The organism is Pseudomonas sp. 21 (assembly GCF_000955805.1).
GTDB lineage: Bacteria > Pseudomonadota > Gammaproteobacteria > Pseudomonadales > Pseudomonadaceae > Pseudomonas.
In genome coordinates, this window is sequence record NZ_JYOA01000010.1 from 62,092 (window position 1) to 74,690 (window position 12,599).

The 12,599-nt window shown below is 64.1% G+C and carries 9 protein-coding genes; 5 read left to right on the forward strand and 4 right to left on the reverse strand.

Annotation, left to right across the window (positions count from 1 at the left end; all coding sequences use genetic code 11):
- The first annotated feature begins 14 nt into the window (after positions 1-14).
- From UB43_RS22275 to UB43_RS22295, 5 genes are all read left to right on the forward strand, one after another.
- Entirely contained in the window at positions 15-1,133 is a 1,119-nt protein-coding gene (locus UB43_RS22275) for a glycosyltransferase family 1 protein (protein ID WP_045215509.1), read from the forward strand.
- A complete protein-coding gene (gene rfbA, locus UB43_RS22280; RefSeq protein ID WP_045215511.1) occupies positions 1,130-2,005 on the forward strand; it encodes a glucose-1-phosphate thymidylyltransferase RfbA in 876 nt (291 codons plus the stop codon). The genes UB43_RS22275 and rfbA overlap by 4 nt, the downstream gene beginning before the upstream one ends.
- A gap of 102 nt (positions 2,006-2,107) precedes the next feature.
- Positions 2,108-3,508 carry an undecaprenyl-phosphate glucose phosphotransferase gene (locus UB43_RS22285; RefSeq protein ID WP_045215514.1) on the forward strand — a complete coding sequence of 467 codons (1,401 nt, stop codon included), beginning with the start codon at positions 2,108-2,110 and terminating at the stop codon, positions 3,506-3,508.
- 31 nt (positions 3,509-3,539) lie between these two features.
- Complete coding sequence (locus UB43_RS22290; protein WP_045215517.1) at positions 3,540-4,661, forward strand: polysaccharide biosynthesis/export family protein; 1,122 nt, start codon at positions 3,540-3,542, stop codon at positions 4,659-4,661.
- Between the two features lie 1,357 nt (positions 4,662-6,018).
- Positions 6,019-7,377: an OprD family porin gene (locus UB43_RS22295; RefSeq protein ID WP_045215520.1), complete on the forward strand. Its 1,359-nt coding sequence runs from the start codon at positions 6,019-6,021 to the stop codon at positions 7,375-7,377.
- 234 nt (positions 7,378-7,611) lie between these two features.
- Here UB43_RS22295 and aguA read toward each other — a convergent pair whose 3' ends face one another.
- The 4 genes from aguA to UB43_RS22315 all read right to left on the reverse strand — a co-directional run bounded on the left by aguA (position 7,612) and on the right by UB43_RS22315 (position 12,375).
- Positions 7,612-8,721, reverse strand: a complete 1,110-nt coding sequence (aguA, locus tag UB43_RS22300) for an agmatine deiminase (RefSeq protein ID WP_045216867.1) — start codon at positions 8,719-8,721, stop codon at positions 7,612-7,614.
- Between the two features lie 271 nt (positions 8,722-8,992).
- Entirely contained in the window at positions 8,993-9,634 is a 642-nt protein-coding gene (locus UB43_RS22305; RefSeq protein ID WP_045215522.1) for a TetR/AcrR family transcriptional regulator, read from the reverse strand.
- A gap of 55 nt (positions 9,635-9,689) precedes the next feature.
- On the reverse strand, positions 9,690-10,751 hold the full coding sequence (locus tag UB43_RS22310; protein ID WP_045215525.1) for a polyamine ABC transporter substrate-binding protein: 1,062 nt from the start codon (positions 10,749-10,751) through the stop codon (positions 9,690-9,692).
- Between the two features lie 244 nt (positions 10,752-10,995).
- Positions 10,996-12,375 (reverse strand): glutamine synthetase family protein, encoded by a 1,380-nt coding sequence (locus UB43_RS22315; RefSeq protein WP_024762139.1) that lies wholly within the window; start codon positions 12,373-12,375, stop codon positions 10,996-10,998.
- Positions 12,376-12,599: the final 224 nt, after the last annotated feature.

Consider the following 12,599-nt stretch of genomic DNA (forward strand, 5'->3'; position numbering starts at 1 on the left):
CGCGGAGAACCCACATGATCGTGATCAACGCGCGTTTTCTCACCCAGCAAGTGAGTGGTGTGCAGCGCTTCGCCGAGCAGATTTCACTGTCGCTGGCGCGGCTGCGCAGCGACCTCCACTTCGTCGCGCCGCCCGGTGAAATCCTCCGCCCGGAAGTCGCCAGCCAGCTTCGCGTCGAACAGATCGGCCAGCGCAGCGGGCACCTCTGGGAGCAGGTCGACCTGCCGCTGTGGCTGGCCCGTCACGGCCGGCCGCTGCTGGTCTCGCTGTGCAGCACGGCGCCGCTTGCCTATTCGAGGCAGGTCGTCACGCACCACGACATCACTTACGTGCGCCACCCGGAAAGCTTCTCCTGGAAGTTCCGCGCGCTGTACCGCCTGATGATCCCGCTGATGCTGCGCCGCTCGCTGGCGCAGGTCACGGTCAGCGAGTTCTCCCGCGGGGAAATCGCCTCGCACTACGGCGTCGACCCCAAGGGCATCCATGTGATCGCCAATGCGGTGTCCGCCGAGTTCTGCTCCGGCCTCGAGCCGACGCTGCTCGAACGTCCCTACGTACTGGCAGTGTCCTCGCCGGCCTCGCACAAGAACTTTTCCCGGCTGATCGAAGCGTTCCGCATGCTCGGCGAGCTGGACGTGGAATTGCGCATCGTCGGCGCCGCCAACCGCAGCTTCGTCGATGCGCAACTGCAGCAGAGCGGGCAGGGCGACCGGGTGCGCTGGCTGGGCCGGCTGGATGACGACCAGCTGATCGAGCAGTACCGCAACGCCGCCGTCTTCGCTTTCCCGTCGCTGTACGAGGGCTTCGGCATCCCGCCGCTGGAGGCACAGGCCTGCGGCTGCCCGGTGGTGGCCGCCAGCAGTGCCTCGATTCCCGAAGTGCTGGGCAACTCGGTGCTGTACTTCGACCCCCTCGACCCGCCCGCCATCGCTGCGGCCCTGCGCCGCGTGCTGCTCGACCACAAGCTGCGCGAGGACCTGCGCCGCCTGGGGCAGGAGAACGTCCTGCGCTACTCCTGGGACATCTCCGCACTGCGGCTCTCCAGCCTGATCGACAGCTTTCTGATGGAGCGCTCGGACTACCTGGCGCGCTTCGACGCCAAACAGATCGCCAAGCAAGGAGGCAGATCATGAAAGGCATTATCCTCGCCGGTGGCTCCGGCACCCGCCTGCACCCCATTACCCTGGGCGTGTCCAAGCAACTGCTGCCGATCTACGACAAGCCGATGGTGTACTACCCGCTGTCGGTGCTGATGCTCGCCGGCATCAATGACATCCTGCTGATCTGCACGCCTACCGACCTGCCGAACTTCCGCGCCCTGCTGGGTGACGGCGAGCAATTCGGCGTGCGCCTGCAGTACGCCGTGCAGCCTTCGCCGGATGGGTTGGCGCAGGCTTTCCTGATCGGTGCGCAATTCATCGACGACGATTCGGTGTGCCTGGTGCTGGGCGACAACATCTTCTACGGCCAGGGCTTCACCGAAACCCTGCGCGACGCCGCCGCGCGGAGCCAGGGCGCCACCGTGTTCGGCTATCAGGTGGCGGACCCGGGGCGCTTCGGCGTGGTCGAGTTCGACGACGCAGGCCGCGTGCTTTCCATCGAGGAAAAACCCCGCGTGCCGCGCTCGAACTATGCCGTCACCGGCCTGTATTTCTACGACAACCGCGTGGTGGAGATGGCCCGCCAGATCCGCCCTTCGGCCCGTGGCGAGCTGGAAATCACCGACATCAACAACCTTTACCTGGAGCTGGGCGAATTGCACGTCAGCCTGCTCGGTCGCGGGTTCGCCTGGCTGGACACCGGCACCCACGAGTCGCTGATGGAGGCCGGTCACTTCGTGCAGACCATCGAGGAGCGCCAGGGACTGAAGGTCGCCTGTCTGGAGGAAATCGCCTTCCAGCAGGGCTGGCTCAGCGAAACGCTGCTGGCCCTGCAGGCCGAGCGCCTGAGCAAGACCGGCTATGGCCGCTACCTGCAGCAGTTGCTGCTGGACAAGCGACAGTGAACCCGCACCCGGCGAGCCCGTGGAGGGCTGGCCGGCACTGCGCCCGATAACGGACTGCGATGCAGCGGCGCCAGGAGCGACGCCGGCAGTCGTGAGGCCATCATGCCCAACAAGACGAAAGGAATTCTGCGTGCGCACCAGTCACTGATCTCGCTGGCGCACCGCTTGAGCGACATCCTGGTGATCGTGTTCACCGGGGTCGTGCTGCTCGGCGCTGGCAATGGCGTGCTGGATGCACAGATCTGGGTCTCGGTGCTGCTCTGCGTGATGCTGTTCCACTGGCTCGGCGAGCTGAACCAGCTCTACGGCTCCTGGCGCGGCGAGTCGCTGCTGCGTGAGTCGCTGAGTGTCACCCTGTACTGGTCGCTGGCGTTCTTCGCCGTGCTGCTGCTGGACATCTCGCTGCGCCACGTGGAACTGGAAGAACCCCGGCGCCTGGGCTGGTTCGCCGCAGCGTTGCTGATCATGGGTGGCTATCGCCTGGCCATCCGCATGCTGCTGCGCGTCGCCCGCCGCCACGGCTTCAACAGCCGCAATGTGGCCATCTACGGCACCGGCGAAGTCGGCGCGCGACTGGCCGAGACCATCCTCGCCGCCCCTTGGATGGGCCTGCGCCTGGTCGGCTTCTACGACGACCGCCCGCAGCAGATGGAGCTGGGCGAACGGGTACCGGTAAAAGGCGATCGCCTGGCGCTGATCGACGCCGCCCGCTCGGGGCAGATCGACAAGGTCTACCTGACCCTGCCGCTGTCCCGCGAGCCACTGCTCAACGAGCTGATCCGCGAACTTTCCGACACCACGGTGTCGGTCTACCTGATCCCCGACCTGTTCATGTTCGACCTGCTGCATGCGCGCAGCGAGAGCATCAACGGGCTGGCCACCATCAGCATCTTCGACACGCCCATGGACGGCCCCAACGCCGTGCTCAAGCGCATCGAGGACGTGGTGCTAGCCTCGCTGATCCTGCTGCTGATCGCCGTGCCCATGCTGTTCATCGCCGTGGCCGTGAAGCTCACCTCGCGTGGCCCGGTGCTGTTCCGCCAGACCCGCTACGGCATGGATGGCCGGCCCATCCGCGTCTGGAAATTCCGCAGCATGACGGTCATGGAGGACGGCGCCGCCGTCATCCAGGCCTCGCGCAACGATTGCCGCATCACCCCGCTGGGCGCCTTCCTGCGGCGCACCTCGCTGGATGAATTGCCACAGTTCTTCAACGTCTTGCTCGGCGACATGTCCGTGGTCGGCCCACGCCCCCACGCCGTGGCGCACAACGAGCAATACCGGCGTCAGGTCAGCCGTTACATGCTGCGTCACAAGGTCAAGCCAGGCATTACTGGCTGGGCCCAGGTGAACGGCTGGCGTGGCGAAACAGACACCCTGGAGAAGATGCAGAAGCGCATCGAGTTCGATCTGGACTACATCGAGAACTGGTCCGTCTGGTGGGACCTGAAGATCGTCTTGCTGACCCTGTTCAAGGGTTTCGTACACCGCAATGCCTATTGAGTTTCCACACAAGCTTCAAGGAAGGATTGCCATGAAAAACCTGCTCGCTTTCAGCTTTGTAGTCGGCAGTCTGGCGCTACAAGGCTGCGTGTTCTCCCCCGGTCAGCACATGACGGATTCCGATATCCAACGCGAGGCACAGAAAGAGGGGATGAACATCACCCTCGTGCCCATCACGCCCCAGGTGCTGCAACGCCAGGAGGCCGCGTTCGCCGCCAAACCCGGTGTGCCCCCAGAATTGCTGAACTATCGCCCGCCGCAGGAGGACTACGTGATCGGCGGCGGCGACGTGCTGCTGGTCACCGTCTGGGACCACCCGGAGCTGACCAGCCCCGGCTCCACCCAGCAGATGGAAGCCAACGGTCGCGTGGTCGGCGCCGACGGCAACATCTTCTTCCCCTATGCCGGCGTGGTGCACGCGCAAGGGCAGACTCCGGCGCAGTTGCGCACGAGCCTGGCCCGTCGGCTGGCGAACAAGGGCATCGTCGACCCGCAGGTGGACGTCACCGTGCTGCGTTATGCCAGCCAGCACGTGGTGCTTTCCGGGGCCTTCCAGAACGGCGGGCAGGTCGAGTTGAACAACACGCCGACCACTTTGGTGCAGGCAGTCAGCAAGGCGGGTGTGATCACCGGCGAGGCGGATCTGTCCGGGCTGACGCTCAAGCGTGATGGCCGCGAGTACGTGCTCGACGTCGACGCGCTGAACCGCTCCGGTTCGACCCTGACCGGCATCTACCTGAAGAACGGTGACCAGATCCACCTCCCCTACAACGACCGCAAGAAAGTCTACGTGGTCGGTGAAGTGGAACGTCCGCAGGTGGTCACCTACCGCACCACCGGCCTGTCGCTGCTGGAAGTGCTCGGCAATGCCGGCGGCCTGGCCCCGGAAACCTCCGACGGCGACTCGGTCTACGTGATCCGTGGCAACCCGGAACCGGTCGCCGGCACCGCGCCGGGAACCTTCCAGGCCCAGGTCTTCCACCTGGAAGCCAAGCGTCCTACCGCCTACGCCCTGGCCAAGGAATTCGCCATGCAGCCGCAGGACGTGGTGTTCATCGGCCCGGCCAACATCACCCGCTGGAACCGCTTCATCAGCCAACTGCTGCCGTCGGCCAACATCATCAGCACCAGCGCCGCCGTCGGCGGCAACTGATCGCGGTCCGCACTTCCCGGCAAAGCCCGCGGCATTGGGGAGTTTTCCCACAGCCATGGGTGGATCGCTGGAATCGACTCCGCACCGGCTGGTGGCCATCATCGCCGCCATCGGGTGCGGGGACGCACCACTCCTATGGCGGACTCCACTCCGCCGCTCTCCTTTGGGGCCTTCCCCTAGCACAGGGTCCCGAACCCGCCCGCGTTGCAGCGCCGGCGGGTTTTTTTTGCCTGTCATTTGCCGAAGGTGCCTTCCGTACGCTCCCACGTGTGGGAAGCAGGCCGCCTAAAAACTAGGACGCGGACCACAGGTTTCTGCGGCTCGGCCTGAACTCGCGCAGCTGTCCCGACGTGATTGTCCCGTCCACATGTCCAAGCCATCTTCCCCGTCAGTTGGCAGGGAGGTTGTTGGGGGGCGAAGCGGAAAAGATGTCCGTCATGATCTGTCGCCTGTCGGCTTTTCGACTGAATTTCTTCGCCTCATGACCTCGATCTTTTGTGTTTTCCCCCGAGTGACCAGCCGGGCTCACCTGTTTCGTGGACGGGTGTTTTCTTCCTGCTGGCGATTATTCCGGCCGCTTCCCGCTCAGGTAGAAACCGCTCAGCAATCCATCCCAGGCCTCAAACCACTTCACCCGCTTTGGTATGCGCTGGTAAGGATCGATGCCGGTCCGGGCTTCCCGGGGCGTTCGTTTGGCCGGGCTTTGGTGCGAGGGTGGCAGCGACTCGTGCTGCCCTTCGTGCTCGTCCTGATCGGACGCGGCAGCTGCAACGCGCGGCTGATTTCCTACAGATGGTCCGCTGCTGTAGGTACCTCCAGAGGGGGCAGGCAAGGAGCGTTGAGAGGTGTATCATATATTCCAAAAAGAAATGACATAGTAATAATTAATTCTTTTTTGATTTATAGAGCTTCTTTTATCGTGACCCCCAGCGTTGCCGTGACAGCGAAAGGGGATGGCGGTTATCCGCCAGGATGAAGGGGGCTCGTGGCGGTTTTCCGCTGATTTTCCTGAGGGAATTTGCTTGCAGATTGTTTCGAGTGTCGGAAATGGCGGGCGTGTCAGGCAGGTAAGGCCGGTTGGCCTGGGGATTGCCTAGCCACTGATGCATGCCCCGCGCATTGCCACAACAACAAGACACGAGATCCGATCCATGCCATTTCATTCTTCTGCTGCCCTCCCGCCTGCTTGCCTGCGCTCGATCCCCGCTTAGGGGAGCGCCGTACACCGCCGAATTACCGCATGCCGAGCGTGCCTGACACGCCATGGCCGCTGCTTGCCGTTCGGTCGGGCTCCGTTGGAGCCAGTGGTCGCCTTGAATGGCCTGCTTTCCAAGATCAATAAAATGGGGAAATTCCAATGAAACGCCGCACTCTCACGCAATCGAGCCTCGCGCTCGCCATCGCTGCCGCAGGCCTCGCCCAATCCGCCGTCGCCGGTGGGTTCATCGAAGACAGCAAGGCCAACCTGACCCTGCGCAACTTCTACATCAACACCGACAACCGCAACGGCACCGCCGAGCCGAGCAAGCAGGAAGAGTGGGGCCAGGGGTTCCTGCTCAACTACACCTCCGGCTTCACCGAAGGCACCGTGGGCTTCGGCGTCGATGCCCTGGGCCTGCTGGGCGTGCGCCTGGACAGCGGCAAGGGCACACATTACAACCCGACCAGCTCGAGTTTTTCCGGTACTGTCTTCCCCACCGATGGTGACGGTCGCGCCGTCGACGATTTCTCCCACCTGGGCGCCACCGGCAAGGTGAAGGTTTCCAGCACCGTGCTGCAGTACGGCACCCTGCTGCCCAAGCTGCCGGTCGTGACCTACAACGACGGTCGCCTGCTGCCGCAGACCTTCGAAGGTGGCCAGGTCACCTCGAACGAGTTCAAGGACCTGACCCTGCTCGGCGGTCAGCTGGAACACATGAAGGGCCGCAGTTCCAGCAACAACGAAGGGCTGTCCATCGCCGGCGCCAACAACGCGCGCACCGGCGAGTTCGTCAACAAGTTCTACTACGGCGGCGCCGACTACAAGCTGACCAAGGACCTGACGCTGCAGTACTACTACGGCAACCTGCAGGACTTCTACAAACAGCACTTCCTCGGCCTGCAGCACAACTGGGCGATCGGCCCGGGCGTACTGAAGTCCGACCTGCGCTACTTCCACAGCAGCGATGATGGCAAGAACGGCCACGACAAGAACTTCTACACCAGCGGTTACTACGGCAACGGCGTGACCAAGGGTGAAGTCGACAACCGCGCCTGGAGCGGCCTGTTCACCTACACCGTCAGCGGCCACAGCTTCGGCGCCGGCTACCAGCAGCTCAGTGGCGACAGCGACTTCCCGTTCATCAACAACGGCGACGGCGCCACTGCCTACCTGATCACTGACGTGCAGATCGGCAAGTTCCTGCGCGCCGGCGAGCGCACCTGGCAGGTCCGCTACGGCTACGACTTCGCCCAGGCCGGCCTGCCGGGCCTGACCTTCCAGACCCTGTACCTGCACGGCGATAACATCGACACCAAGTACGGCGACAAGAGCGAGTGGGAGCGTGATATCTCCCTGGCCTACGTGATCCCGGATGGCACCTTCAAGGGCCTGGGCTTCACCTGGAAGAACGCTGCCCTGCGCAGCGGGCTGCCGACCACCGGTTCGGGCACTGCGACCCAGCGTGACCAGGACGAGAACCGCCTGATCGTCAGCTACACCATCCCGCTGCTGTAATTCTCGCGGGATAACGAAAAAGCCGCCGACCTCGCAAGAGGCGGCGGCTTTTTCATGGGTGCGCACGAGGGCTCTTTGTAGGAGCGAGCTTGCTCGCGAACAAGTCCCGTCGCGAAGTGGTTCGCGAGCAAGCTCGCTCCTACAGAGGCATTCCCCTGCCAATGAAAAAGGCCGTCGTTCCGGTGGGAGCGACGGCCCTTTTCTTCAGCAAATCAGCTTCAGCGACTCAGCGACTCAGCGCTTCTGCGGCGCCGGTTGCTGCTGGGTGATGCAATGGATGTTGCCGCCGCCCAGGAGAATCTCGCGGCCCGGCACCATCACGATTTCGTGCTCGGGGAAGATGCGCTTGAGGGTGGCTTCGGCCTCGGCGTCCGCCGGGTCGTCGAAGCGCGGGGCGATGATGCCGCCGTTGACGATCAGGAAGTTGACGTAGGAGCCGGCCAGGCGGATCGACGGATCGCGCGGCTGGGTGCCGATCACCAGGTCGATGCCTTCGCACTCGGCTTCGGTCGCGTGGATCGGGCCGGGGATGATGATCTTGTGCACGGTCAGCTGGCGGCCCTTGGCGTCACGGGCGGTTTCCAGCACGCGCATGGCGGCCTGGCAGCGCTCGTAGTTCGGGTCGTTCTGATCGTCGGTCCAGGCCAGCAGCACTTCGCCGGGGCGCACGTAGCAGCAGAAGTTGTCGACGTGGCCGTCGGTCTCGTCGTTGAACAGGCCGTCCGGCAGCCAGATCACGGTGTCGATGGCCAGGTGCTCGCGCAGCACGGCTTCGATCTCTTCGCGGCTCATGTGCGGGTTGCGGTTGTGGTTGAGCAGGCATTCCTCGGTGGTGATCAGGGTGCCTTCGCCGTCCACGTGGATGGAGCCGCCTTCCAGCACGAAGCCTTCGGTGCGGTAGCCGTCGCAGCGTTCGATGCCGAGAATCTTGCTCGCTACCTGGTCGTCGCGGTGCCAGGGGAAGTACAGGCCGCCTTCCAGGCCGCCCCAGGCGTTGAAGGTCCAGTCCACGCCGCGCACGTCGCCCTTGTCGTTGGTGACGAAGGTCGGCCCGGTGTCGCGCACCCAGGCGTCGTCGTTGCTGATTTCCACCACGCGGATGTTGTCCGCGTCAGCCAGTTGGGCGCGGGCGTTCTCGTACTGGCCGGCGGAGACGCCGATGGTCACCGGCTCGAAGCGAGCGATGGCGCGGGCCACGGCACTGAAGGCGGCTTGCGCGGGTTTGCCACCCAGGCGCCAGTTGTCCGGACGCTCGGGCCAGACCATCCAGGTCTGGGTCTGGGGTTCCCATTCCGCCGGCATGCGGAAGCCATCGGCGCGGGGAGTGCTGGTCAGCGTGGTCATGGGGCGGTCCTTGATGGTTGCTTCGCGGAAGGAAAGGCCGATATCCATCGATGGGTATCGCTGCGCCCCAGCCATTCTGCGAAGTGGCTTATGTCATTCGAGAGATCGTCGCCGTCGAGCCTTGCAGGAGGGCCAGTATAGGTTGCCCGCCATGGCTGCGCGGCGAAGCGTTTCCAGGTGAGGGAATTTATATCCGATAAAAATCGGTTTAAGAAGGGCGTAGCCGAAATTTTTCGCGCGTCTGTCCGGATATTTGTCGGATAAAAATCGATTACCCCAGGAGCGACGGCCGTTTTGGCAGGCAGGGTGGCAGGTACAGCGACAGGTAGGCGTCGATCACCCGCATGCCTTCTTCGGCCAGGCGCTCGGTGATCTTCCCGTGGCGCTGCACGGAGAGGGCGTAGACGCGATCTCCCAGCTCGATGGCGAGGCTGAACACCTCGATGTCCTGCGGCAGCGGCGGCAACTCGAAGTGGCGCTCGAACAGTTTGCGCATGGCCTGGCCGAGCTGCACGTCGTGCTGGCTGTCGGCCTGGGTGACTTCGGCGAGGCCGTGGCTGGCGAGGATCAGCTGGCGCGCGGCGGCGTCTTCGGCGTAGACGGCCAGGGTGCGCTGCTCGACCAGTCGCGCGAGGTCGCGCCAGTCGCGCAGGGCGGCGTGGTCGACGGGTTGCTCCAGGCAGGCGCGGAAGGCGGCGTGGACGTCGCTGGTCAGCCCCTGCAGCAGGGCCGGTACGCTGGGGAAGAAGTGGTAGACGGAGGAGGGCGGGATGTCCGCGCGCTCGGCCACCGCATAGATCGACAGGCCCGCCGCGCCACTCTCGGCCAGCAGGGCGCGGGCGGCCTCGAGGATCACGGCGATGCGTGCCTGGCTGCTGGCGCGGGGCTTGCGAGTGGGAGAGGGGGCGGGCATGACGACCTCCGGAGCTGGGCGGCTATTGGACGCCAGCTCCGGGGTGCTCGGCAAGTCAGCTGCCGCCGTCGCGCAACTTGGCCCAGACTTCGGTGATCACCGGGGCGGTCTTCTCCGGCGCGGTTTCCAGGGCGAACAGGCGGCGCTTGGTCTCCTGGTCCGGGTACAGGCCCGGCTGGTCGCGCAGGGCGGCGTCGAGGAACTGCGCGGAGTCCTTGTTGCCGTTGGGGTAGAGGGTGGCGGCGGTGATCTGCGCGGCGACCTTGGGCTGCATCAGGTAATCGATGAACTTCAGGGCCAGGTCCGGATGCTCGGAGGCGCTGGGGATCACCAGGTTGTCGATGAACAGCACCGAGCCTTCCTGAGGTACCACGAAGCGCACCGGCTGGCCGGCGTTGGCCGCGCCCAGGGCGTCGCCGACCCAGGCCATGGCGACGCACAGCTTGCCGGCGTTGAGGTCCTGGATGTAGCGCTCGCTGTCGATGTAGCGCAGGTTCGGGCGCAGTTCGGCGAGTACTTCGCCGGCGCGGCGGATCTGCGACGGGGCGCTGCGGGCGAAGTTGCGGCCCTGGTAGTTCATCAGCACCGAGAAGGCTTCGTCCGGAGCGTCCAGCAGGCTCATGCCGCAGGCCTTCAGGCGCTGGCTCTGCTGCGGGTCGAACATCACGCTCCAGCTGTCGGGCAGCTTGCCGCCGTAGGCCTTCTCCGCTTCGGGTTCGTTGATCGCCAGGCCTACGGCGCCCCACAGGTAGGGCACGGCGTGCTGGTTGTTGGGGTCGACGGCGGCCAGCTTGCTCAGCAGCTGGGTGTCGAGGTGGCTGCGGTTGGGCAGCTTGCTGAAGTCCAGCGCCTGGATGCGCTTGTCGCGGATCAGCGCCGGCAGGTCGTTGTGCGACGGCACGGCGACGTCGAACTTCTCACCGCTCTCCAGGGCCTTCTTGACCTCGTCGGCGGTGCTGTAGGTCGTGTACTCGACCCGGATGCCGGTGTCTTTCTCGAAGTCCTTTAGCACTTCCGGAGCGATGTAGTCGTTCCAGTTGTAGACGCGGATGACCTGGTCGGCCCAGGCGGACAGCGGGCACAACAGCATCAGAATCAAGGCGTACAGGCGTGGCATTGGCGATCTCCCTGAATGAACCACGTAATCAGCGGATGCGGCATTCGCCGCTCGATAGCGCGACAGCAAAGACACGACAGACGCGATGGCGCCCGGGCGGGCGGATGGAGACATCGCGGACAGGAAGGAACGACGGATGTGACTCGCCACAGCGCCCCTCCTCGCCGTTGCGATGTCGCAGTTCCCCGGGTGTACCAGAGGCACAAGGAAACGCCGGCACGAGGGCCGGCGTTTCGTTTACCACTTATACGGTGTGCAAGTACCAGTTGTACTCGAGATCGGAGATCGAATACTCGAACTCCTGCATCTCATGCTCCTTGCACGCGACGAAGATGTCGATGTACTCGGGGCTGATGTACTTGTTCATCACGTCGCTGTCGTCCAGCTCGCGCAGTGCATCGCGCAGGTTGTTCGGCAGGCTCTGTTCCAGCTGCTCGTAGGCGTTGCCTTCGATCGGCGCGCCCGGCTCGACCTTGTTGGTCAGGCCGTGGTGGACGCCGGCCAGTACCGCCGAGAGCAGCAGGTACGGGTTGGCATCGGCACCGGCGACGCGGTGTTCCAGGCGCACCGCTTCCGGCGCTCCGGTCGGCACGCGCAGGGCGACGGTACGGTTGTCCAGGCCCCAGCTCGGTGCGTTCGGCACGAAGAAGGCCGAACCGAAACGGCGGTACGAGTTGACGTTCGGGCAAAGGAACGCCATCGACGCCGGCAGGGTCTCGAGCACACCGCCGATCGCGTGGCGCAACGCGGCGTTCTGCTCGGGATCCTCGCTGGTGAAGATGTTCTTGCCGTCCTTGTCGAGCAGCGAGACGTGCACGTGCAGACCGTTGCCAGCCTGACCCGGGTAGGGCTTGGCCATGAAGGTCGAGTCCATCTCGTGGTCGTAGGCGACGTTCTTGATCAGGCGCTTGAGCAGGACTGCGTAGTCGCAGGCCTTCAGGGCGTCGTCAACGTGGTGCATGTTGACTTCGAACTGGGCCGGGGCGCTTTCCTTGACGATGGCGTCGGCCGGGATGCCCTGGGCGCGGGCGCCGTCGATGATGTCCTGCAGGCAGTCGGCGTACTCGTCGAGGTCGTCGATGGAGTAGACCTGGACCGATTGCGGACGCTTGCCTGAAATCGGCGAGCGCGGCGGCTGCGGACGGCCGTTCACGTTCTCCTGGTCGATCAGGTAGAACTCGAGCTCGAAGGCCGCGACGATGGTCAGACCGATGTCGGTGAACTTCTGTACGACCTGACGCAGTACTTCACGCGGGTCGGCGAAGAACGGCGTGCGCTCTTCCATCTCGTGCATGGTCATCAACAGCTGCGCGGTCGGGCGCTTCTGCCAGGGTTCCATGGAGAGGGTGTTGGGGATTGGGAAACAGACGCGATCCGCGTCGCCAATGTCCAGGCCGAGGCCGGTGCTTTCTACGGTGGAGCCGGTAATGTCGAGAGCGAAGAGAGAGGCGGGGAGGTTGATGCCCTTCTCATAGACTTTGGGCAGGTTGGTGCGTTCGATGCGCTTGCCGCGGACCACACCATTCATGTCTGCAATAAGGAGGTCGACGAACTGGACCTCGGGGTGTTCCTTCAGGAACTCACTCGCTTCTTCGAGCGACACGGCACTCTGGGGTACCGACATGATGTCACACCTTTATTGTTAAAAATTTCAATCATTCGAAAGCTGAGGTGTGAGTCAATCCGAATTGGCAAGGGTTGTCAATGTCGCACCAAAGTGGGGCGCATCGGTCGTGATGGGCCGTTTTTGGGGCGTTTCAAGCCGCTTTTGATGAGCGGAGAGCCTTTGCTGGCGGGCTGTTCAGTGGGGCGTGTTTGATTTTTTACATGGCTATTGTGTAAAAAAAT